We start from the raw sequence: 21,534 nt of genomic DNA, 5'->3' as shown, positions 1-21,534 counted from the left end.
GCTCGCGTTTGTTTAAGGGTTGGCGAAAAATGCGATGACTGCATTTGAAATCAATGCATGATCTGTGATGCGCTCGACAGCGCCATCTTCGCAAATTTCACCATCTCCTGCGATTTCGTCCTCAAGGATTTCAACAGCCCTTTCGGTGCAAAGGCCCAAAAAGTCGAAGTGGCTGAGACTTGTGAGCTCGATATAACGCGTGGTTTCCTTGGGAAGCGCGCGAACCAGTGCGCGGCTCTCACGGTTTAGATCAAGTGATCCTTTGGACGGCTTTGGCGCACCAATCACCAAAAGCGGTGTCTTCACCTTTGCGAGGGTTTCAAACGCGAAGGTCTGTGTGCCGCCTAGATCAAACACAGCAATTGCTTTGATACGTGGATCACTCAGGTCCTGTTCCATCGCGAGTACGTCTTCAGGCGTTTTTGCGATCTGCCACATGTCGCTGATCCCGCAAATGAGATCGCTTGGATCAGCGGCACATTCTGCTTTGACCTTTGTGCCGTCATACCTCCCACCCGCGAGCCACATAGCCGTCCAACCGCCAAGAGAATGACCGCCCATAAAGATGCGCTCTGCGTCGATAAGTGCCGAGAAATCTTTGTCGCCTAAGAGAGACGTGATAACGCGAGAGACGTCGCGTGGCCGCTCCCAAAGCTGGCGGGCATCATCAGGGTCGCGCAGCCAAGTCGATGTGCCGGGATGGTTAAGAGAAGCTACAATGTATCCCTCTGATACCAATGCCTGAGCGAGCCAGTTCTGGTTGCGAGCGTTGCCGTACATTCCATGCGAGAGCACGACCAAAGGATGCTTGCCCTCCACAGGCGTCGCATTTTTCGCGGCATCCACGCCGATCCAAACACCATTCGATTGGATACGTTCTACGCGTGTATCATCCTGTGCGGGATACCATAGCAGTCCTTCGATGGGACGCTCCTTTTGTGCGTCAGTTACCGATAACGTTTGCCAGCCCATAACTGTGGTGTCTGCATAGGCTTGCGCCGCTGCGATACACAGGCCGAGGGAGAGAATGTGTAAAAGTCTTTTCATGTCGAACTCCGATATGTTTGCGTGATACCATTGGAGTTGCTCAGAACATCGCGATCTCGCAATCGCATCAGGGTGCAGAACCTGTCCTGAAACCTGATCTAGGACAGCGAAAACGTGAAAGAGGACATATGCAGGACAGTGCTTTGCTGGTTTTACCACTCCCTATCCTGACTGCTCTGTTGGGCGCTGCGATCGCGGTGCTGATCTTGCGTCTTGATTTGGGAAGCAAAAGCGCGACGGTTTTGTTTGCGCTTTTGTTTGCGCTGCTCAGCTTTAGTTCACTGCTCGTTGGTCTGCGCTTTGGCTATGGCCTCGAGCAAGTAATCCTGATCCAACGCACATTGCCGATGCTTGTGGGACCATTGCAATACCTCGGCTTTGCAGCATTTGCGGTTCCAAAAGAACGGTTTGCGCGCGCGATTTTACTGAACCTCGGCTTAGCGTTTGCGGTAATTGCTGTGATCCTTTTGTCGCCCAGACCGATCTATGCGCTCGATTGGGTGATCACCCTCAGTTACGTTTTCTACTTGGTTGCGCTTTGGCGGTTGTGGCGGAAAGGGCCAGACTACTTGATACATGCCTATTTCGATGTGGCGCAAAAAGTGTCCAATTGGATGCTGCGCGGCATGGTCTTGCTGTTTACGATATTACTGTTTGATACAGTGATTGCGCTAGATTTTATGCTGAATGAGGGGCGCAATGCAAAGACGTTGATCTCGCTCGCGTCGATCCCGTTTATCATTGGATTGCTTGCCTTCATTTTTGTGCTGCCTTCGTTGATGTCTGTACCTCGTGCGAAAAGTACGGCGTTGTTCGAAGGAGAGCGGGACGAGAATGTGAAGTTGGAGCAAGCGGCACGCGCACTGCTAAATGAAACTCAGATCTACTTAGAGCCAGACCTGTCAGTTCAGCGCCTGTCGCGGCGCTTGCATGTGACTGTGCGCGCCTTGTCGGTGGCGATCAATCGCACACAAGATATGAACGTTTCGCAATATGTGAACCAGTTTCGCATGGAACATGCAGCCGATCTTTTGCGCGGTACAGATCAGAGCGTAGCAAAGGTAATGGAACAGTCAGGTTTTCTGACGCGGTCCAATTTTTATCGAGAATTTCAAAGGGTCTACGGATGCTCACCAGCGGCGTATCGCATACAAAAATAAGGGCGGCTTTGTCGCCGCCCATATCTGATTAGAGCAAACCTGCGTGGCGCATGCCATCGTCAATCATTGCTTTTGTTTCGTCCGTCAAGCTGGTCAAAGGTGAGCGCACTTCGTCGCTGCACAAGCCAAGCTTGGACATCCCGTACTTTGCACCGACAAGCCCCGGCTCCGTAAAGATTGCTTTGTGCAAGGGCATGAGCTTGTCAGTAATCGCAAGCGCGGTTTTGAAATCACCTGCAAGGGTTGCCGCTTGCATCTGAGCGCACAGTTTTGGCGCGACATTTGCCGTAACTGATATCATGCCAACACCGCCGTGGGCATTGTAACCAAGCGCTGTTGCGTCTTCGCCAGAGAGTTGGATGAAGTCGTGACCGCATGTCAAACGCGTCAAAGGTACGCGCGCCAAATCGCCAGTTGCGTCTTTTACACCGACGATACGAGGCAGCTTTGCAAGCTCACCCATTGTCTCGGGCGTCATGTCAACGACCGAACGACCCGGGATATTGTAGATAAAAATCGGGATGTTCGTGCTGTCATGGATAGCGGTGAAATGGGCCTTCAAACCACGCTGTGTGGGCTTATTATAGTAAGGGGTGACAACGAGAACCGCATCAGCTCCGACTTTTTCTGCGTGTTGCGCAAGCCGGATCGACTCAAGTGTGTTGTTGCTGCCAGCCCCTGCAATGACCGGAAGACGGCCCGCAGATGCGCGTACAATTTCTTCAACAACGTTCTCATGTTCTTCATGGGTAAGCGTCGGGCTTTCACCCGTAGTGCCAACAGGAACAAGCCCATTGCTGCCTTCGCCCACATGCCATTCGACAAGTTTTTTCAACGTATCCAGATCCAGTTCGCCGTTCGTGAACGGCGTTATCATTGCGGGTAGAGACCCTTTAAACATGACACGCTCCTCTTCGTGTTGGCGGACGAAATGCCCGGATGAATTCGCTGCCCGCTGCAAGCATTTGCCGATGCGCGCAATTGTGAATTGCGGCCAGCGCTCCAGAGGCTAGGTTGTGCGATGTCTATCCTTTGTCATTGAATGAATTGCAAGCCATGATGCGTTTCGCCCTTTTCCTTTTTCTTATGCTGTGTTCGCCTATTTTTGCCCGCGCGGATGGCCACGTTCCTCTCACGCGCGCCTTCGAGGCAATGCGCGCCGGTGATTGGACAACAGCGCGCACGATTGCGAGTGATGTTAGTCCCGTTGCTTATGACTTGATCGAATGGCACCGCTTGCGCGGTGGTCTTGGAACAGCTGAAGAGGTGATGCTGTTTCTCGATCTCAATCCTGATTGGCCTGGTCTGGATTGGCTGCGTCGCAAAAGTGAACCCGCGATGTTGGATGTGAGTGATGCGGACGTTTTGCTGTTTTTCCGTGATAACCTGCCACAAAGCGCACAAGGTGCTCTTGCCCATGCGCGTGCACTGACGGCGAGCGGTCAAAAGGGTAGTGCTGAGGCCGGATTGGTACTTGCGTGGCGCAGCATGGCAATCGGCCCTCAAACGCACGCGCGAATGTTGCAAGAGCATGGGGACTTACTTGCGGACCATCACATTGCGCGGCTCGATATGCTTCTTTGGAAAGACTGGAAAAGCAATACAGACCGGATGTTGTCGCTTGTTCCTGAAGGGTATCGCAAGCTTGCCAAGGCGCGCCAAGGTTTGCGTGCGCGGGTAAATGGCACAGATGCTTTGGTCGCGTCTGTGCCCGAAGACTTGCAAAATGATCCGGGTTTGACGTTTGAACGTTTTGTTTGGCGCGCGCGTAAAGGTCGACAACAAGACGCGATCGAGCTGGCATTGGCCGCGAGTAAAAGCGCCAAAACACTGGGTGAGCCGGAGCAATGGGCGAATAGGCGCCGGTCGCTCTCGCGCCAGTTGATGCGTAACAAAGATTATAAACAGGCTTATGCTTTGGCCAGCCAGCATCATTTGGTTGAAGGATCGTCCTTTGCTGATTTGGAATGGCTGAGTGGTTATATTGCATTGCGGTTCTTGAATGACCCCGCGACAGCGCTGACCCATTTTCGGGCCTATCAAGGCGCGGTTGTGACACCTATTTCACGCGGGCGCGCAGGCTATTGGATTGGACGAACGCAAGAGGCGCTTGGTAACGCGAAACAGGCAAAAGCGTCCTATGCGGATGGGGCTGAATATCAATCGAGTTTCTATGGTCTGTTGGCCGCAGAACGTGGTGGCATAGCATTTGATCAAAGCCTTGCGGGTTCAGCGGCTTTGCCGGATTGGCGCGATGCGGCATTCATGGGGTCGACCGTGTTTCAAGCGGCTGTCTTAGCGCTTCAAGCGGGTGAGCTGACGATATCAGAGCGTTTCTTTACCCATCTCACAGAAAGCTTGAGCCCGCTAGAAGCGGCTCAGCTCGGGCAGGTCGCGATTGACCTGAATGAGCCGCATATTGCTGTAATGATTGGCAAACGTGCCGCCAGTCAGGGCGTGACTATTCCTGCGCCTTATTATGCACTGCACGATCTTGCGAAGTCAGCACATCCAATTGAAACGGAATTCGCTTTGGCGATTGCGAGGCGCGAGAGCGAGTTTGACCCAGTCGTTGTCTCTGGTGCCGGTGCACGTGGTTTAATGCAAGTAATGCCTGCCACTGCGCAAAATGTAGCGAGCGAATTGGGTGTAGATTATGCCAAAGAAAAGCTGACATCGGATTGGCGATACAATGCACAACTTGGAACAGCTTATCTGGCGCGTCTGAAAAAGCAGTTTAGCGGCAATCCTGTGATGATTTCGGCAGGTTATAACGCGGGTCCGGGGCGGCCTGTGCGTTGGATGGAAGTTTATGGCGATCCGCGCAAAGGTGAAATCGATATTGTCGACTGGATCGAGCATATCCCGTTTCGAGAAACGCGAAACTACGCGATGCGCGTGACTGAAAGCTTGCCCATCTATCGCGCACGCTTGGGTTTGGACCCTTTGCCCATTCCATTTTCAAAAGAGCTCGTACAGATGCGTTAGAGCGTATTTCGTTTGGTGCACTTCACCCTTTCGCATCAATATGCGAAGATGCTGAGGATATTTGAAGAAAGTTGTCACGATTGAGTCACAACCCAGGGATTTAATGGGTTCAACGCTGGTTCTTTGGCAGATGCAGCTTAGTTAACTATTTAGAAAAACCGTCTGGTGGGAAAAGTGTTTAAGACTAATCCATTTCGAGCGCGCCGTATCTCTTTGATTGTGCTGGTGCCATTGTGCCTTTTCCTTGCGGCGTGTGCGACACCTGATAGTGCGCGCATTTCCGGTGATGTTTTCGACCCTTATGAAGAAAATAACAGACAAACCCATGAGCTAAACCGCGCGTTGGACAAAGCTTTGGTGCGTCCGGTGGGCGTTGGTTACACCAAGATTATCCCGGATGACTTAGAAGATAGCATCGGCAATTTTTCTGCAAACCTCGGTGTGCCAGGCACAGTAGTGAATAACTTGCTGCAAGGTGACGTTGAGGGTGCGTTCATTAACACCATGCGTTTTGTGTTTAACACGACTCTAGGTTTCGGCGGGCTTTTCGACGTAGCAGCAGATTTTCAGATCAACGAAGTCAAAGCGGATTTCGGACAAACATTGTATGTTTGGGGCGTGCCAGAGGGCGCATATATTGAACTACCGATCCTTGGCCCATCAACAGAGCGCGCTGCCGTTGGTCGCGCTGTTGATCTCTTTACCAACCCTTTGAGCTATGTTTTGCCGAGCCCCGACAAATACATTGGCACTGCTGCCGGAGTTGCGTCAAAGGTAGGGGATCGCGGGCGCTATGCCGAAACTGTCGATTCTGTGCTTTACAATAGTGCGGACAGCTACAGCCAAGCGCGCGGTATCTATTTACAGAACCGCCGCTTTGAGCTTGGTGACGGGGATGCTGCCGAAGAGATCAATCCTTTTGATCTAAATACCGAAGGATTTTAAGCATGACACAGTACACACGCCGTACCGCAACTGGTTTGATCAGCGCTGCAGTCGCAACCTTCACGCTGGTGCCAACGACTGCGTCAGCACTCGACAATGCGAGCGCGAAGAAGCTCGTGGATGCTTTGGTTGGTGAAATCAACCGCGTCATCGCGTCTGGAAAATCAGAACAAGCGATGTTCAATGACTTCAAACGCATTTTCGCGAAGTATGGCGACACCTCCTACATCGCAGCCTATGCGATGGGGAACGATGGGCGTCGCGCCAGCAACGCGCAGAAGAAGAAGTTTTCGGCTGAGTTTCAAACCTATATTTCTCGTAAGTATGGATCGCGCTTCCGCGAATTCATTGGCGGCCGCCTTGAAGTTGAAAGCGTGCGCCCTGTGAAGAGCTGGTTTGAAGTAAAGACAACTGCATTCTTACGCGGTGAATCGCCCTTTACTGTGACTTTCCTTGTTTCTGATCGCACGGGCCGCGACAAGTTCTTCAATATGTTCATTGAAGGCATCAACTTGCTTTTGACCGAACGTACAGAGATTGGCGCGATGATCGACAGACGTGGTGGCAACATTGATCAGATGATCGCCGACTTGCGTAATGCAAAGTAATCAGGCGTTAGCTTCAATCGGCGTTCATCGATCGCCGATTGAGTCTCTGCGTTCATTTCTCTGAGTTGTCGGTCCATTGCTTGGCCCCAAGCTACGCAGTACGCGCTGAAGAATTGTATCAGCAACACCATCCGCAGGAATAGGTTCGAAATCACCGTTTCGTTGCTGTCGTTGTGGCTGGGGCGCTATCGGGGTTGGCGCAACCATTGGTAAGGGACGCGCGGGCAACCCTTGGTGTACACGAACCATGACTTCGTTCCAAATTTCAGCGGGAAGTCCGCCACCAGTAACACCCGTGAGCGGTGTGTTATCGTCGTATCCCATCCATACACCAGCGACATAGTCCGCAGTAAAGCCAATGAACCACGCATCGCGCGCGGCTTGCGTTGTCCCGGTTTTGCCGGCTGCCTCACGATCAGGAAGCATCGCGCGGCGACCTGTCCCTTGGCTTACCACACGTTCCATCATATATATGAGCTTGCCTGCGGCTTCATCACGGATCACGCGTTCACCTATCCCGCCACCTGTTCCCATGAGCGGTTCGTTATCGCCAAGCAGGCTTAACTCCACCAAACCATAGGGCGTCACTGAAGAACCACCATTAAGGATGCCCGCATATGCACCAGTCATCTCGATCAAAGTGCTTTCAGACGCACCAAGCGCAAGGGCCGGACCAGCAGCAAGATCACTTTCGATCCCGAAATCGCTCGCAACTTTGCGTACGTTTTCGCGACCAACAAGTTCCGAGAGCTTGACAGCAGGAATGTTGAGCGAGTCCTTTAATGCGTCGGTCAGAGTGACCGAGCCTTTAAAGTCCTTTGTGTAGTTCTTGGGGGTCCATGGTCCTGAACCGGGGATGTTGATCGTGAGCGGTTCGTCCACAATACGTTCATTCGGGCTGTGCCCAAGTTCAAGCGCCGTCGCATAGACGAATGGCTTGAAGGCAGATCCGGTCTGGCGCATCGCTTGCGTTGCACGGTTAAAGCCACCGGACACTTTGGTGTTTCGACCACCCACCATCGCGCGCACGGCACCGTCCGCGCTCATCACAACGATGGCTGCTTGTGCTTTACTTCCGCTGCGCACCTTGTTTTCAAAAATGTACTTCATCGCTTCTTCTGCGCTTGCTTGAAGGCGGCGATCTAGCGTTGTTTTGATGATGACATCTTCGGTCGTGTCACGCGTGAAAAATTCCGGTCCGCTATCCATGACCCAATCCGCAAAATAGCCGCCTGCTTTCGCTTCTGCTGCTTCAGACAATTGTGCAGGGGCGATGCGCGCGATGTCAGCGTCTTTTTGGCTCAGATATCCTTGGTCCGCCATAAGCCCGATGATAACGGACGCGCGATCTTGGGATCTGGACAGGTTGTTTGTAGGGGCATAGCGCGTCGGCGCTTTCAAAAGGCCCGCGAGCATTGCGGCTTCTGCGGCATTGATATCTGCACCTGACTTTCCAAAATATCGCTTACTTGCTGCTTCAAACCCGCGCGCGCCAGCACCCAAGAACGCACGGTTCATGTAGATATTAAGAATGTCATCCTTGGAGTATTTCGCTTCCATGGCCATCGCAAAGATGGCTTCCTTAGCTTTGCGCCACATTGTAGTGCGACGGCAGTCTGCCTCGTATTCCTTTTCGCTTTCCCAAGTGGCACTGTCATAAGGCACGCCAAGGCAAAGAAGCTTTGCGGTTTGCTGCGTAATCGTCGATCCGCCATGCCCTGACAATGGCCCGCGACCTTCACGAAGGTTAATGCGTACAGCGCTCGCTATTCCACGAGGACTGACGCCGAGGTGCCAGTAGAAGCGTTTGTCTTCGGTTGCGACGATAGCGTTCACAAGATGAACTGAAGCAGTATCAGTTGTGATAGCTCCGCCGAACTGATCACCGCGCCAAGCGAAAGTTTCGCCTGTGCGGTCCAGTAGCGTAACAGAACCGCGTGCACGACCATCTAAAAGGGCGTTTGCGTCGGGCAGTTGCAGCGCAAAGTAAGTTACCGCAAGGCCAAGAATGACCGCGGTGACAAATCCAATGCGCCAGGTGAATCCCCAAATCAGGCGTACGATCCAACGAAAGAGAGCGATAATCCACCCGATTGGGCCGCGCATCGGTTTGCGAGCCGCACGTTTTTTTCGGGTTTTTGCGCGCGGCTTGGCAGCGGTTTTTGTGGTGCCATAGCGCTTTTCAGCGACAAGTTTTGAGTTACCGCGTTTCTTTTGAACCATTTAACGAACCTGCTCGGATCTTATTTTTTATTAGCATATCCCGTTACAACTGAGATGTTGAGTGGAGAATTGTGAATTCATTTTGCTTAAATATTAATCAAAAATAATTAGAAGATTAAGAATTAGGCTAATGCGTCCAATTTTGCATCTAAATATGGGCGGTTTTCTTCCAACCCAACGCTGGGAACGTTTTTCTGCACGAGTAATCAGAGGATTCGACCCCTCGCTCATACGAAAGGTTTTCAAGTGAAACTCATCATAGCAACAATCAAACCGTTCAAGCTGGAGGACGTCCGCGAAGCGCTCACAGACATTGGCGTGCGCGGCATGATGGTCACAGAGATCAAAGGCTTCGGTGCCCAGTCTGGTCACACGGAGATTTATCGCGGTGCGGAATACGCGGTGAACTTCGTGCCTAAAGTGAAGCTGGAAATCGTGGTCGGTGCCGACATGGCAGACCAGGTTGTTGAAACCATTACGACCACAGCGCGCACCGGAAAAATCGGTGACGGCAAAATCTTCGTTCTCGACGTTGCGCAGGCGGTGCGCGTGCGGACGGGTGAAACAAATAACGACGCGATTTAAGCGCGCATGTTGAAGGATACGGATATGAAAAAGACGACACTTTTAAGTGCCACCGCTCTGATGGTGCTGCTCCCGAGCTTGGGACTGGCACAAGAAGCGGACACAACGCCGACCAACGCTGAGATTGGCTTTATTTTCACGACCTTTATGTTCCTTGTAGCAGGCTTCTTGGTCTTCTTCATGGCAGCTGGTTTTGCGATGCTTGAAGCGGGCCTTGTGCGCGGCAAGAACGTGACAATGCAGCTGACCAAGAACATGGGGCTCTTTTCACTTGCGACGATCTTCTACTACTTGGTCGGCTATAACCTTATGTATCCGGGCGATGGTTGGTCCATTGAGGGCATCTTGGGTGCCTTTGCTGCAACCGGTCTTGAGCCAGTTGGGCTTGAAGGTGCTGAGCCTGACCTCACATACGCGTCTGTCGGATCTGACTTCTTCTTTCAATTGATGTTCTGTGCGGCAACCGCGTCCATCGTATCTGGTGCACTCGCTGAGCGTATCAAACTATGGCCCTTCCTCGTGTTCACAGTGATCCTTGTTGGCCTTATCTACCCAATCCAAGCTTCTTGGAAATGGGGCGGTGGTTTCCTTGATGGCATGGGTTTTCAGGACTTTGCGGGTTCCACAGTTGTGCACTCCGTCGGTGGCTGGGCTGCTTTGGCTGGCGCGCTGATCCTTGGACCACGTATCGGCAAGTACAAAGATGGCCGTACGGTTCCAATGCCGGGTTCCAACCTAACGCTTGCGACGCTTGGTACGTTCATTCTGTGGCTCGGTTGGTTCGGCTTCAACGGTGGCTCCCAGCTTTACATGGATAGCGCTGCAAACGTTGCTGACATCTCCCGCATCTTCTCCAACACGAACGCAGCTGCGGCTGGTGGTGCTATCACAGCGATGATCCTGACACAGGTACTTTACAAGAAGCCTGACCTTACGATGGTCCTGAACGGCGCACTTGCGGGTCTCGTGTCTATCACAGCTGAGCCTTTGACACCGTCGCTTGGCACAGCAACGCTGATCGGTGCAGTCGGTGGTGTGATCGTGGTCTTCGCTGTTCCCTTCCTTGATAAGTTGAAGATTGACGATGTTGTTGGTGCGATCCCTGTTCACCTTTTTGCAGGTATCTGGGGCACGATCGCCGTAACATTCACAAACGATGCCGCTAATCTTGGTGTACAGCTCTACTCCATCCTCGTTGTCGGTGTGTTCACCTTCGTCGTGTCTGGTGTGGTTTGGTTCATCTTGAAAGCAACAGTCGGCATCCGTGTCAGTGAAGAAGCCGAGATCAGCGGTCTCGACACAACAGAGCTGGGCATGGAAGCTTATCCTGAATTCTCAAAAGGCTAACCTCCCTAGCCGATAAGAGAGACTTTACCCCGGGCGTTCGCGCCCGGGTTTTTTCGTTTTTACCCCCGTGGCAGAATCGCGCAGAGATGCTAAGTGTTGCGGTATGAATGAAACCGTCCGCAACATAAGCGACACACAGCCTGTTATCCGTCAGCTTGACGAGGCTGCGATCAATCGTATCGCAGCGGGCGAAGTGGTCGAACGACCTGCCTCCGCTATGAAGGAATTGGTTGAAAACGCCATCGATGCAGGTGCGACCCGCATTGAAGTGTCCTATGCGGATGGTGGCAAGACTTTGATCCGTGTTGTTGATGACGGGTGCGGAATAGTTCCAGATGCTCTGCCGCTTGCGCTGTCGCGTCATGCCACGTCAAAGATCGATGGTAGTGATCTTTTGAATATCCATACATTTGGATTTCGAGGCGAGGCCCTACCGTCTTTAGGTGCCGTAGGACGTCTCACAATAACATCGCGCGCGGCAGGCCACGATGCTTTCGAGATCGCCGTAAACGGCGGTGCGATGAGCGCGATCAAGCCAGCGGCTTTGTCCAAAGGGACAGTTGTTGAGCTGCGTGATCTATTTTTCGCGACACCTGCGCGTTTAAAATTTATGCGCACAGACCGGGCTGAGAGCCAAGCGATTACCGATGTTGTTAAGCGTCTCGCGATGGCGGAACCCTTCGTTGGTTTCACTTTGCGCGATGTTACAGGTGGCGGCGAGGGCCGCGTGACGTTTCGTGCTGATGCAGAAAACGGCGACCTGTTTGATGCGCTACACGGGCGTTTGGCCGGGATTATTGGTCGCGAATTTGCTGACAACTCCCTTCGTATCGAAGCTGAGCGCGAGGGGCTGCACCTAACGGGGTTTGCGGCTTTGCCGACATATTCACGGGGTTCTGCAGTCACGCAGTATTTGTTCGTGAATGGACGCCCTGTGCGGGACAAGCTTCTCTATGGCGCTTTACGCGGTGCATATTTTGATTTCCTCTCGCGAGATCGCCATCCTGCGGCGGCGCTGTTCCTTGATTGTGATCCGCAGTTGGTCGATGTGAACGTGCATCCTGCAAAATCAGAAGTGCGATTCCGTGACCCGGGTTTAGCGCGAGGTTTGATCGTGTCGGCGTTACGCCATGCGCTTTCAGAGGCGGGTCACCGCGCGTCTACGACGGTGTCTGATGCAACTTTGGGGGCAATGCGGCCCGAACCGACAGGACCGGCACGCATATATCAGATGGATCGCCCGACGCAGGGGGCTTTGCGGTCTAGCCATCAGGCGCAAGCACCGGGCTTTGAAGAAACAGCGCAAGTCTTTAGCCGTGTAGAACAAGTTGTTGAGCACACACCAGCGGAGCAGTTTCCATTAGGCGCTGCGCGTGGCCAAGTGCACGAGAATTACATCATCGCACAGACGGCAGACGGTATGGTGATCGTCGATCAGCATGCTGCACATGAGCGGCTGGTTTACGAAAAACTCAAGACCCAAATGGCCGTTAACGGCGTCGCTGCCCAGGCTTTGTTAATCCCCGAGATTGTTGAACTTTCCGATGGCGATTGCGCGCGTTTGATGGAAATTGCTGAAGACTTGGCGCGTCTTGGTCTTGGGATTGAACGTTTTGGCGGCGGTGCAATTGCTGTGCGCGAAACGCCTGCAATCTTGGGCGAAGTGAACGCGAAAGCGATGTTGCTAGATATTCTTGATGAACTGGCGGACCAAGGCGAAAGCATCGCTGTACAAGCAAAGATCGAAGCGATCCTGAGCCGCGTTGCTTGTCACGGCTCGATCCGTTCAGGTCGTTGGATGCGCGGTGAAGAGATGAATGCGTTGTTGCGCGAAATGGAAGCCACACCGCATTCTGGGCAATGCAATCATGGACGACCGACCTATGTCGAATTGAAACTTGCCGATATCGAACGGCTGTTTGGGCGTACTTGATGACGATCGATTTGGAAGATCCCTTCGTTCTGGCGGCGATTGCGGGCGTCTTGGCGTTTCTGTTGATATTCATACTTCTCATCATCGTTATTCGGGCGGCAGCGCGTTCAGCGCGGATGACAGAACCGCTTTCCAATCAGATGGGGATTTTGGGGCAACGGGTTCAGTCCTTATCGGATGGACAACAACAACTTGCTGGTGGTTTAAATCATGTATCGGAAGCCGCCGCAGCTTCGCAGGCCAATCTTTTGCAATTGATGGAACAGCGTTTGACCCATGTTAGTGGGACGATGAACGAGAACCTGCAAGGATCGGCACGTCGCACTGCGCAAAGTCTTGGTGAATTGCAGCAGCGCCTTCAAGCGATCGATAAGGCGCAAGACAATATTACGAAACTGTCTAGCGATGTCCTTAGTCTGCAAGACATCCTGAGCAATAAGCAAACGCGCGGTGCATTTGGAGAAATCCAGTTAAAGGATATTGTTGGCAAGGCGCTCCCTGCGGATAGCTACACGTGGCAAGCGACGCTTTCTAACGGCAAACGTGCCGATTGTTTGATTCATTTGCCAAACCCTCCCGGGCCGATTGTTGTAGATAGTAAATTCCCGTTGGAAGCTTATGAGGCGCTGAGGAATGCGCAGACTCAACATGAATTAAATGTTGCTGCTCAGATGATGCGAGCTTCAGTAAAGGCGCATATTAAAGCAATTTCGGAGAAGTATATTCTTGATGGCGAAACCGCTGATGGCGCTTTGATGTTTCTCCCATCCGAGGCGGTCTATGCGGAGTTACACGCCAACTTTCCGGAGCTTGTACGCGAAGGATTTGCTGCGCGCGTTTGGATCGTGTCACCAACAACATGTATGGCGACATTGAACACGATGCGCGCAATCCTGAAAGACGCGCGCATGCAAGAACAAGCCGGCTCGATCAGGCGCGAGTTGGGGTTGTTGTTTGGCGACGTGGAACGCCTTGGTACACGGGTCGAAAATTTAGACCGGCATTTTGGCCAAGCGGCCAAGGATATTTCAGAGATAAAGATCAGCGCCGACAAAGCAGGGCGTCGTGCGCGGCGCTTGGATAACTTTGACTTTGAAGAATTGGCTCCTGAACCTACCCAGACAGTCGTTCCGTTAAAGGGACCGAAGATTGAGCGTTGATTACGATAATTTCGCCTGCGAGTGGGAAGCGGCGTGGAATAGCCACGATTTAGATCGCATTCTGTCGCACTACAGCGCTGATATTTGTTTCCGGTCTCGCAAAGCCGTGGGTTTGGTGGGAACGGGAGAAGTGACTGGAGTAAATGCGTTGCGAGATTACTGGGCGCGCGCTCTAATCAAACAGCCTGACTTGAAATTTGAAGTACAGCACGTCTTCAAAGGTCATATGATGATGGTGATCACATACTTAAATCACCGCGGCGTACGTGCAGCGGAGACATTGTTTTTCGACGAGAGTGGCCAAGTCACACGGGCATCTGCGTGCCACGCTGACCCTTAAATGCGCAAGAAGCGCTGTGCGAGTCGTGGTAAGAACGCGTTAAACTTGAGCGGTGCGTCTGTAACTGCAAGGCAAATGCAATCTTCGCCGACATCTGCGATTGGTGTGTGCTCTAGGTCTTCGTTGGCGACTTCGACGTCACCACGTGCAAACCGATCCTCTTCATCGACAAATGCACCCTGCAAAACGAGCGTCATTTCTGTGCCGTTGTGACCGTGATCCGGGACAGCGGCACCTGCAGGAATGTAAAGCAGACGTGCGGTCGCGGCTTTGGACGTTGGCAAAATCGCTTGCTTCACACCCATGCCAAGCGGTTTCCAATTGATCGCGGACAGATCACCACCAACGTAATCTTGCAGAGGACTAGGCAGCGTGCCGGTCGAGCGGCGCGGAGAAACGGGCACCGTGTCGCCGGCAGAGATCAACTTCATCGTCGCTGCAAAAGCGTCCGAAGATACTTCGGCCGTTTCCGCATCGTCAATAACGACGCCACCAACAGCATCGTAGCTTTCCAGATCCGCGCGGCATGTGTCACACATTGACACGTGCGTCGCCACGATAAGACCGAAGGCTTCTGGCAGGTTGCCAGCGGAATACGCCATCAGAATTTCGGGCGTCAGGTGGTGTTTGATCGTATGTGTCATGTTCATCACTTCATTGCGTGGCGCAGCCGCTCTAATGCTAACCTAATGCGGGATTTGATTGTGCCCAGTGGTAGACCCGTAATTTCTGCAATTTCACTATGCGAAAGGTCGCCAAAATAGGCCTGCTCAATCAAACTCCTCTGTTTCTCGGGCAATTCCTTGATCGCAACTGCCAATTGCTCTGTCTCTTGTTTCAAGCCGATTGCATCAGCCTGTTCGGGTTCAGCTTCGGGACCCCAAGGCAGGTCTTCTGGTGCTGGCCGGCGTTGCTTGCGCAATGCGTCAATTTTACGGTTTCGCGCAATCGTATAAATCCAAGTTGCTGCACTTGCGCGCGTCGGATCAAACATATGTGCTTTACGCCATAAGGTGGCCATCACCTCTTGGGTACATTCCTCTGCCAAAGACGCATCTGCGCCGCTTTTCATTAAAAATCCCTTCACACGCGGCGCGAAGTGGGCAAACAGTTCGGCAAATGCGGCCTGGTCCTGCTTGTCCCTGATCGCATAAATCTGCGCGGTCCAGTCTTTCGTTGTGTTGCTCACGTCAGTTCGTCCTGGCCTGTCTTATCTTTACGTCCCAAATGTTTGTCGTTTTCCCGAAGGTTAGGGCATTGGGGTCGTTCTCCAAGACTTAAACGCATGTCAACATACAGCAATACGCCTCGTTGTCGGAATTGGATCACTTACATGTTAATTTTTCTTCTTTTGCATCCGATTAGAGAGTAACTGCGTAAACTCTCATAGCACCAACGCTATTTTATCCTCGGAGCGCTTAGAATGCCAACACTGAACAGACACCAACCACATAAAAATATTGCCGTGATTGGTGCAGGCATTTCTGGGCTAGGCGCAGCACATATGCTTAGCGGTGATAATCGCGTAACGGTTTTCGAAGCAGAGCACCGTTTAGGTGGACATGCACGTACGATCATCGCTGGCGCAAACGGAAACCAGCCTGTGGATACAGGCTTTATCGTTTTCAATTACGCGAACTATCCGCATTTGGCAGCCTTGTTCGCTGAGTTGGATGTACCAGTTGTCAAATCGAACATGAGCTTCGGCGCATCTATCGAAGGCGGGCGGTTGGAGTACGGTCTTGCCTCCGTGCGCGCCGTGTTCGCGCAAAGCAAAAATGCATTTGATCCAAGATTCTTACGCATGTTGCGCGACATCAATCATTTTAACGCAAAAGGGTATGACCTCGCCGCTGCAAACCCCGATTGGGCGATTGGAACTTTTTTGGATAACTTGGGTGTTGGCCGCTATTTTCGAGATTATTACCTCGCACCGCTGTCTGGTGCGATCTGGTCGACGCCGACAGACAAGATCATGGAGTTTCCTGCATACGCGTTGATGGACTTCTTTAAAAATCATGCACTGCTGGGCGTGACTGGCCAACATCAATGGTACACAGTGAATGGGGGATCAACAGAATATGTAAGTCGTGTCGAGACGTCTTTGCGCGCGAAAGGCGCTGAGCTGCGTTTGGGTACGCCAATTGATGCGGTTCGCCGTGTGGCTAATGGGGTTGAGATCAAAACATCGGGCAGCGAATGGGAAGCTTTCGACGAAGTTATCTTTGCCACGCATTCAGACGATAGCCTGCGGCTGTTAGCTGACCCTACAACTGCGGAATCTGCGGCGTTGGATAAAATCAAGTACCAGCCAAATGACATCGTCTTGCACGCTGATGCGTCTGTGATGCCCAACCGCAAGGTGTGTTGGTCTTCATGGAACTACACGGAAGATGCGAATAACGAGAACGAAAGAATTGACCTCACGTATTGGATGAACTCGCTTCAACCAATCCCAGCGAATGATCCGCATTTTGTCACACTCAACACTAAGCGCTCTATCAAAGAAGAGCTGATCTACGATCAGGTCACTTTGCGCCATCCTGTTTTTGATCTGACAGCGCTTGATGGGCAACGCGAAGTGGCTGAGTTGAACGGCGAAAATAACACATGGTTCTGTGGTGCGTGGATGAAAAACGGATTTCATGAGGACGGCCTATCGAGCGCCGTCGATGTGGTTGAAGCTATGCGCAGCGCGAATGCAATGGGGATTGCTGCACAATGAACAAAGTGCAGCACATTGCTGGCCACACGTATCACGGGCGCAAAGGCGAGATTGCCAATGCGTTCCGTTATCGCGTGGATTATGTGCTGCTTGACATGGATGCGAACGTTGACGCGCCTAGGCTGTTTGCGCGCAATGCACGCAATCTAATTTCCGTCTTCGACAGCGATCATGGCGGATTGCCTAAAGAAGGGCGCGGGGCCGCTTGGGTGCGTGATGTCCTTGCAGAGAATAGTGTCCAACTTGGCGGCAAAATTCTGCTTTTGACGCAACCGCGTGTCCTTGGACATGTTTTCAATCCGGTGTGTTTTTGGTTGATCCATAACGAACAGGATGAACTCTGTGCGGTGATTTCTGAGGTAAACAATACCTACGGAGATCGACATAGCTATCTGTGCCACCACGATGATCTGCGCCCGATCGTGGCAAGTGATCGCCTCAAATCGCACAAATTGATGCATGTGTCGCCCTTTCAACCTGTTGAGGGCGGCTATGAATTTCGTTTTGATGTGAGCGAAACAAGCGTTGGCATTTTCATCGACTATACGAGCCAAGCAGGTGGTTTGGTTGCGACCTTAACTGGACCACGCGCACCATTGAGCAATTCCAATATAGTCGGATTTTGCCTGAAACGTCCTTTTGGATCGCGTCGTGTGCTGAGCCTCATTCATTGGCAGGCTCTGAAACTTTGGTGGAAAGGCGCAAGCTTTCGGAACCGTCCTGATCCCCCTGCAAGCGAAGTGTCGTGATGCAAAACGCAGTTCAAGACAACGCGCGGGTTTCCGCGTTGGGTGGCTATGCGGTTTTTGCTGCGCTGTTGTCAGCAGCTGGTTTGCCGATCTACATCCATGCGCCCAAGTTCTATGTGGACGAATTTGGCGTGTCTTTGGGTGCCTTGGGTGCTGTTCTATTTGCTTTGCGTTTACTTGATGTGGTCCAAGACCCGTTGCTCGGCAAGCTTGCTGCGATGACAGCGTCAGCGCGCGGCTTCGCGGTTGCATTGGGCGTGCTTATTCTTTGTGGCGGTATGATCGGGCTTTTTGCGATAGAGCCGATGTTCTCGCCAGTTTTGTGGTTTGCGATCATGCTAACGTTAGTGTTTTCGGCGTTTAGTTTCCTGACGATTTCTTTTTATGCGCAAGGCGTTGGCAAGGCAGATGGCATGGCAAAGGGCGGTCACCTTAGGCTCGCCCGCTGGCGCGAAACGGGTGCGCTTTTGGGGGTATGTCTCGCGTCGATAGCGCCATTTTTGTTCATCTCAATCATGGATGCAGAGTTTACAGGGTTTGCCGTTTCGTTTGCGATCTTGGGTTTTATTGCAGTCGTTCTGATGCGCGGTGAGTGGCGCAATGTTATGCCTGCCGCAGGGCCGGGGTTTCGCACGATCTTGCAAGATATGTATGTACGCCGTTTACTGCTTATCGCTTTGGTCAACGCTGTACCTGTTGCAGTAAGCTCTACCCTGTTCCTATTCTTTGTTGAGAGCCGTCTTGACGCACCTGGCCAAGAAGGTGTGTTGCTTTTGTTGTTCTTCTTGAGCGCGGCCGTTGCGGCACCTGTTTGGGGGCTGCTTGCACAAAAGTACGGGATCAAACCTGTCCTTCTCGGGGCAATGATCCTTGCCGTTCTTGCCTTTGCGATGGCCATTAGCCTTGGCAGCGGGGATATCTTATTGTTCGCACTCGTTTGCGTGGCCACAGGTGCTGCGATGGGTGCGGACCTCACTCTTTTGCCTGCGGCTTTCGCCACCCGCATGGCGAAAATTGCACCGAATGCGGCTGAAGGCTTTGGCCTTTGGGCTTTGGTGTCGAAACTGTCGCTTGCGTTTGCGGCTGTCGTTTTGCTCCCGATGTTGGAGCGGGCCGGATTTAACTCCGGCGGCGATAATACCGAAGCCTCACTTTGGCTTCTGACGTTACTCTATGCAGCTGTGCCATGCGGGTTGAAGTGCCTTGCGATAGCGTTGCTTGCGACAACAGAAATGGAAAAGGGATAAGCGAATGGAAACGATTGGTTACGTGTTGCTGGGTGTCGCTTTGATGCTGGTTTTGAACCATCTCAAAAGCAAATACATGGATTTCGCGGCACAAAGCCCACTGGATTATGCCAAGAACGATCCACAGTTTGATCTAAGAGAGCACCTGAATGGCCCCATCGAATGCGAAGGCGTGATCTATGGTCCAACCGGGCGTGTCACTTCGCGGTTTGTTGGAAATTTCGAAGCGGAATGGGATGGCAACAAAGGCTACATGCGCGAAGAGTTTCGTTATGACAGCGGCACGGTACAGAACCGTGAATGGCACCTGACGCTTGGCAACGACGGCACGATCAAAGCTGAAGCGCCCGATGTGATCGGAACAGGGTCTGGCACGCAAACAGGGTCTGCAGTGCAGTTGAAATACCGCATCAAATTACCAGATGAAGCAGGGGGCCATGTGCTTGATACGATCGATTGGATGTATCTTGCACCGAATGGGTCCATTGTGAATCGCAGTCAGTTCCGCAAATTCGGCTTCAAGGTCGCAGAATTGGTCGCGACAATGAGAAAGAAGGAAGTGGCGTGAGAGATTGGGCAGGCAAACGATACTGGCTCGTTGGAGCAAGTGAAGGTTTAGGCGCAGCATTGGCGCATCAATTGGCGCGTGCCGGCGTTGAGGTAATTGTCTCAGCACGCTCGCAAGACAAGCTTGATGCGCTTGTCGCTGAACTGCCCGGAAACGCGTCCTCTCAGGTCGTTGATGTCAGTGACAGCGCCAGCGTCGCATCCGCGGCAAAAGCTGTTGGTGACGTGGACGGTGTTGTTTTCCTTGCTGGTGTATATTGGCCCATGAAATCGCAAGAATGGGATGCCGAAAAAGCTGAGGCGATGGTCGATATCAACTTCACTGGCGCTGTTCGTGTCATGGGTGCCGTCATGCCGATGATGCAAGAACGTGGCACTGGTCATCTAGTGATTACAGGGTCGCTTTCAGGATTTCGCGGTCTGCCAGGCGCGATTGGCTATGCTGCCTCCAAAGCGGGGACGATGGCTTTGGCGGAAAGCATGTATGCTGATTTGCGCGCAACAGACATTGATGTGCAACTGGCCAATCCGGGTTTCATCAAAACACGCTTGACGGAAAAGAACGACTTTAAAATGCCCTTTATTATGGAGCCAGACGACGCAGCGCGTGAGATGTTCGAGTTGATGAACTCAGACCGTTTCAAGAAGAGCTTCCCGCGCGTGTTTTCGTGGGTGTTCAGGCTGTCGCAGTTTATGCCAGACTGGATGTATTACCGTTTGTTTGCCTAAACAAAAAAGCGCGCCGCGAGTACACGGCGCGCTTTTGTTTTAAACGTGATCGACGATGGTAAGATGCTGTGCGAGTTTATCGATTTCAGAAAGCCATTTTGACAAAAGCTCTGGATCATCTGTCGCCGCGCTGACACCAGCGTCGATTTTTCCCGCGATTACAGCTTCGATTGCGTGAGACAGCGGGATAGAAACCAGACGCGCCATCGCGGTACCGTTCTTATCACCCCAAGCATCCATCACATAGCTTTGGTGCCATGTGGTTTCGCCGTTCTTCTCGGCCTTGAGTGCAACGCAAAGCACCACGCGGTCTGGTTCGCCTTCGTCATATGCGTTTTCTTCCCAGAATTGATCTGACATCTCTTTAAGGCGCGCTTCACCGCTTGGTCCTTCCAGCGTTTCAATTTCTGCAAAAACATTTGCCCAAGCATCGGCCCAGCCATTCAGGCGCATGGTGCCGCGTACGAACTCTTTGACGTTCCACTCCGTGTCGAAATGATATTGCGCCATAAAAGGCAAAGAATCGCGGTTTGGATAGACTTCAAAGCTTTCCGGGGACGGGAGCGGCACTTCATAGTGAGTGATCGCATCCCATGGGCGCGCAACATTGAACTCTTTGAAATCACGAATGGATTTTGACGGAGAGCGCAGCGCTTTCAGAACCCCAAGCGGCGACCAGCTAAACTTGTAACGAAACGGGTTGGGCGTTTTCGGGATGCCACCACAATATGAAATAAACGACAGCTCTGCGTCTTTGTCGAGGGCATCGCTGGCTCGGTATGTTTCGACCAGGTGATGCGCCATGAGATGGTCAATGCCGGGATCAAGACCAATCTCATTCACCAAAGCTACACCTTTGCTGCGCGCTTGATTATCAAGGTCACGCATTTCAGGTGCGATGTAGGAAGAGCTGACAAAATGTGCGCCTGAATCAATAGCTTTTTGCGCGAGGGGGACATGCCAATCACCGGGCAACATGGACACAACAACGTCGCCTGCTTTTAGCGCCGCACTCACAGCATCAAGGTCAAATACGCGAATGTCTTCGGTAAGATCGCCAACAGCATCCTGTGCCTTGTCTAGCGTTCGGTTCCAAACCGTGACGTCGTGACCTGCTTTGATCAAACGACGTAAACCCGGGATGGCCGAAAGGCCTGTTCCACACCAATGTATTGTCATGT

At 52.4% G+C, this 21,534-nt stretch carries 20 protein-coding genes; 14 read left to right on the top strand and 6 right to left on the bottom strand.

Translation table 11 applies throughout. The features are described from left to right. Positions 1 to 12 precede the first annotated feature (12 nt). On the bottom strand, positions 13 to 1,047 hold the full coding sequence (locus ACTG3Z_RS11905) for an alpha/beta hydrolase family protein (protein WP_439143290.1): 1,035 nt from the start codon (positions 1,045 to 1,047) through the stop codon (positions 13 to 15). Between the two features lie 128 nt (positions 1,048 to 1,175). Between ACTG3Z_RS11905 and ACTG3Z_RS11900 the strand changes: the two genes are divergently transcribed. Continuing rightward, positions 1,176 to 2,207 (top strand): helix-turn-helix transcriptional regulator, encoded by a 1,032-nt coding sequence (locus ACTG3Z_RS11900; protein ID WP_439143289.1) that lies wholly within the window; start codon positions 1,176 to 1,178, stop codon positions 2,205 to 2,207. Positions 2,208 to 2,235: 28 nt separating this feature from the next. Here the strand turns inward: ACTG3Z_RS11900 and dapA are convergent, their stop codons facing one another. Continuing rightward, positions 2,236 to 3,108: a 4-hydroxy-tetrahydrodipicolinate synthase gene (gene dapA, locus ACTG3Z_RS11895; RefSeq protein ID WP_439143288.1), complete on the bottom strand. Its 873-nt coding sequence runs from the start codon at positions 3,106 to 3,108 to the stop codon at positions 2,236 to 2,238. A 155-nt stretch (positions 3,109 to 3,263) separates the two neighbouring features. Between dapA and ACTG3Z_RS11890 the strand changes: the two genes are divergently transcribed. From ACTG3Z_RS11890 to ACTG3Z_RS11880, 3 genes are all read left to right on the top strand, one after another. Beyond that, complete coding sequence (locus ACTG3Z_RS11890) at positions 3,264 to 5,195, top strand: lytic transglycosylase domain-containing protein (RefSeq protein ID WP_439143287.1); 1,932 nt, start codon at positions 3,264 to 3,266, stop codon at positions 5,193 to 5,195. A gap of 174 nt (positions 5,196 to 5,369) precedes the next feature. After that, entirely contained in the window at positions 5,370 to 6,140 is a 771-nt protein-coding gene (locus ACTG3Z_RS11885; protein ID WP_439143286.1) for an MlaA family lipoprotein, read from the top strand. 2 nt (positions 6,141 to 6,142) lie between these two features. Then, positions 6,143 to 6,748: an MlaC/ttg2D family ABC transporter substrate-binding protein gene (locus ACTG3Z_RS11880; RefSeq protein ID WP_439143285.1), complete on the top strand. Its 606-nt coding sequence runs from the start codon at positions 6,143 to 6,145 to the stop codon at positions 6,746 to 6,748. A 24-nt stretch (positions 6,749 to 6,772) separates the two neighbouring features. Here ACTG3Z_RS11880 and ACTG3Z_RS11875 read toward each other — a convergent pair whose 3' ends face one another. Beyond that, positions 6,773 to 8,971 carry a transglycosylase domain-containing protein gene (locus ACTG3Z_RS11875; protein WP_439143284.1) on the bottom strand — a complete coding sequence of 733 codons (2,199 nt, stop codon included), beginning with the start codon at positions 8,969 to 8,971 and terminating at the stop codon, positions 6,773 to 6,775. A gap of 246 nt (positions 8,972 to 9,217) precedes the next feature. On the opposite strand from ACTG3Z_RS11875, the gene ACTG3Z_RS11870 reads away from it, so the two are divergent. The 5 genes from ACTG3Z_RS11870 to ACTG3Z_RS11850 all read left to right on the top strand — a co-directional run bounded on the left by ACTG3Z_RS11870 (position 9,218) and on the right by ACTG3Z_RS11850 (position 14,336). Continuing rightward, positions 9,218 to 9,556: a P-II family nitrogen regulator gene (locus tag ACTG3Z_RS11870; RefSeq protein ID WP_375265478.1), complete on the top strand. Its 339-nt coding sequence runs from the start codon at positions 9,218 to 9,220 to the stop codon at positions 9,554 to 9,556. A 24-nt stretch (positions 9,557 to 9,580) separates the two neighbouring features. After that, positions 9,581 to 10,903: an ammonium transporter gene (locus ACTG3Z_RS11865; protein ID WP_375265479.1), complete on the top strand. Its 1,323-nt coding sequence runs from the start codon at positions 9,581 to 9,583 to the stop codon at positions 10,901 to 10,903. 103 nt (positions 10,904 to 11,006) lie between these two features. Next, on the top strand, positions 11,007 to 12,836 hold the full coding sequence (gene mutL, locus ACTG3Z_RS11860; protein ID WP_439143283.1) for a DNA mismatch repair endonuclease MutL: 1,830 nt from the start codon (positions 11,007 to 11,009) through the stop codon (positions 12,834 to 12,836). Beyond that, positions 12,836 to 13,996: a DNA recombination protein RmuC gene (locus ACTG3Z_RS11855; RefSeq protein ID WP_439143282.1), complete on the top strand. Its 1,161-nt coding sequence runs from the start codon at positions 12,836 to 12,838 to the stop codon at positions 13,994 to 13,996. The genes mutL and ACTG3Z_RS11855 overlap by 1 nt, the downstream gene beginning before the upstream one ends. Continuing rightward, on the top strand, positions 13,986 to 14,336 hold the full coding sequence (locus ACTG3Z_RS11850) for a nuclear transport factor 2 family protein (protein ID WP_439143281.1): 351 nt from the start codon (positions 13,986 to 13,988) through the stop codon (positions 14,334 to 14,336). The genes ACTG3Z_RS11855 and ACTG3Z_RS11850 overlap by 11 nt, the downstream gene beginning before the upstream one ends. Here the strand turns inward: ACTG3Z_RS11850 and ACTG3Z_RS11845 are convergent. Together ACTG3Z_RS11845 and ACTG3Z_RS11840 are read right to left on the bottom strand one after the other, a co-directional pair. After that, positions 14,333 to 14,980, bottom strand: a complete 648-nt coding sequence (locus ACTG3Z_RS11845; RefSeq protein ID WP_439143280.1) for a ChrR family anti-sigma-E factor — start codon at positions 14,978 to 14,980, stop codon at positions 14,333 to 14,335. The genes ACTG3Z_RS11850 and ACTG3Z_RS11845 overlap by 4 nt on opposite strands. Before the next feature lie 5 nt (positions 14,981 to 14,985). Next, positions 14,986 to 15,525 (bottom strand): sigma-70 family RNA polymerase sigma factor, encoded by a 540-nt coding sequence (locus tag ACTG3Z_RS11840; protein WP_439143279.1) that lies wholly within the window; start codon positions 15,523 to 15,525, stop codon positions 14,986 to 14,988. Between the two features lie 234 nt (positions 15,526 to 15,759). Here ACTG3Z_RS11840 and ACTG3Z_RS11835 point away from each other — a divergent pair, with 234 nt between their 5' ends. Genes ACTG3Z_RS11835 through ACTG3Z_RS11815 form a run of 5 tightly spaced genes read left to right on the top strand, consistent with a single transcriptional unit; the run spans position 15,760 to position 20,353 of the window. Next, positions 15,760 to 17,061 carry an NAD(P)/FAD-dependent oxidoreductase gene (locus ACTG3Z_RS11835; protein WP_439143278.1) on the top strand — a complete coding sequence of 434 codons (1,302 nt, stop codon included), beginning with the start codon at positions 15,760 to 15,762 and terminating at the stop codon, positions 17,059 to 17,061. Next, on the top strand, positions 17,058 to 17,810 hold the full coding sequence (locus tag ACTG3Z_RS11830) for a DUF1365 domain-containing protein (protein WP_439143277.1): 753 nt from the start codon (positions 17,058 to 17,060) through the stop codon (positions 17,808 to 17,810). The genes ACTG3Z_RS11835 and ACTG3Z_RS11830 overlap by 4 nt, the downstream gene beginning before the upstream one ends. Next, positions 17,810 to 19,057, top strand: coding sequence for an MFS transporter (locus ACTG3Z_RS11825; protein ID WP_439143275.1), 1,248 nt, complete (start codon positions 17,810 to 17,812; stop codon positions 19,055 to 19,057). The genes ACTG3Z_RS11830 and ACTG3Z_RS11825 overlap by 1 nt, the downstream gene beginning before the upstream one ends. A gap of 4 nt (positions 19,058 to 19,061) precedes the next feature. Further along, complete coding sequence (locus ACTG3Z_RS11820; RefSeq protein ID WP_439143274.1) at positions 19,062 to 19,625, top strand: DUF3833 family protein; 564 nt, start codon at positions 19,062 to 19,064, stop codon at positions 19,623 to 19,625. Then, positions 19,622 to 20,353 carry an SDR family NAD(P)-dependent oxidoreductase gene (locus ACTG3Z_RS11815; protein ID WP_439143273.1) on the top strand — a complete coding sequence of 244 codons (732 nt, stop codon included), beginning with the start codon at positions 19,622 to 19,624 and terminating at the stop codon, positions 20,351 to 20,353. Before ACTG3Z_RS11820 ends, ACTG3Z_RS11815 begins: the two co-directional genes overlap by 4 nt. Before the next feature lie 39 nt (positions 20,354 to 20,392). On the opposite strand, the gene ACTG3Z_RS11810 is transcribed toward ACTG3Z_RS11815, so the two are convergent. Then, the gene (locus ACTG3Z_RS11810) at positions 20,393 to 21,532 is read right to left on the bottom strand and encodes a saccharopine dehydrogenase family protein (protein ID WP_439143272.1); all 1,140 of its coding nucleotides are present in this window, start codon (positions 21,530 to 21,532) and stop codon (positions 20,393 to 20,395) included. Positions 21,533 to 21,534 lie beyond the last annotated feature (2 nt).

Source organism: Planktotalea sp., from assembly GCF_965659345.1.
Classification (GTDB): Bacteria; Pseudomonadota; Alphaproteobacteria; order Rhodobacterales; family Rhodobacteraceae; genus Planktotalea.
Note: the sequence above shows the minus strand (reverse complement) of the source record. Positions and strands in the feature narration are given on the sequence as shown.

What these genes read in the sequence shown, in the direction of transcription:
- ACTG3Z_RS11905 (WP_439143290.1), bottom strand. Translation starts at nt 1,047, where the DNA reads ATGAAAAGACTTTTACACATTCTCTCCCTCGGCCTGTGTATCGCAGCG.
- ACTG3Z_RS11900 (WP_439143289.1), top strand. Translation starts at nt 1,176, where the DNA reads ATGCAGGACAGTGCTTTGCTGGTTTTACCACTCCCTATCCTGACTGCT.
- dapA (WP_439143288.1), bottom strand. Translation starts at nt 3,108, where the DNA reads ATGTTTAAAGGGTCTCTACCCGCAATGATAACGCCGTTCACGAACGGC.
- ACTG3Z_RS11890 (WP_439143287.1), top strand. Translation starts at nt 3,264, where the DNA reads ATGATGCGTTTCGCCCTTTTCCTTTTTCTTATGCTGTGTTCGCCTATT.
- ACTG3Z_RS11880 (WP_439143285.1), top strand. Translation starts at nt 6,143, where the DNA reads ATGACACAGTACACACGCCGTACCGCAACTGGTTTGATCAGCGCTGCA.
- ACTG3Z_RS11875 (WP_439143284.1), bottom strand. Translation starts at nt 8,971, where the DNA reads ATGGTTCAAAAGAAACGCGGTAACTCAAAACTTGTCGCTGAAAAGCGC.
- ACTG3Z_RS11865 (WP_375265479.1), top strand. Translation starts at nt 9,581, where the DNA reads ATGAAAAAGACGACACTTTTAAGTGCCACCGCTCTGATGGTGCTGCTC.
- mutL (WP_439143283.1), top strand. Translation starts at nt 11,007, where the DNA reads ATGAATGAAACCGTCCGCAACATAAGCGACACACAGCCTGTTATCCGT.
- ACTG3Z_RS11855 (WP_439143282.1), top strand. Translation starts at nt 12,836, where the DNA reads ATGACGATCGATTTGGAAGATCCCTTCGTTCTGGCGGCGATTGCGGGC.
- ACTG3Z_RS11845 (WP_439143280.1), bottom strand. Translation starts at nt 14,980, where the DNA reads ATGACACATACGATCAAACACCACCTGACGCCCGAAATTCTGATGGCG.
- ACTG3Z_RS11835 (WP_439143278.1), top strand. Translation starts at nt 15,760, where the DNA reads ATGCCAACACTGAACAGACACCAACCACATAAAAATATTGCCGTGATT.
- ACTG3Z_RS11830 (WP_439143277.1), top strand. Translation starts at nt 17,058, where the DNA reads ATGAACAAAGTGCAGCACATTGCTGGCCACACGTATCACGGGCGCAAA.
- ACTG3Z_RS11825 (WP_439143275.1), top strand. Translation starts at nt 17,810, where the DNA reads ATGCAAAACGCAGTTCAAGACAACGCGCGGGTTTCCGCGTTGGGTGGC.
- ACTG3Z_RS11820 (WP_439143274.1), top strand. Translation starts at nt 19,062, where the DNA reads ATGGAAACGATTGGTTACGTGTTGCTGGGTGTCGCTTTGATGCTGGTT.
- ACTG3Z_RS11810 (WP_439143272.1), bottom strand. Translation starts at nt 21,532, where the DNA reads ATGACAATACATTGGTGTGGAACAGGCCTTTCGGCCATCCCGGGTTTA.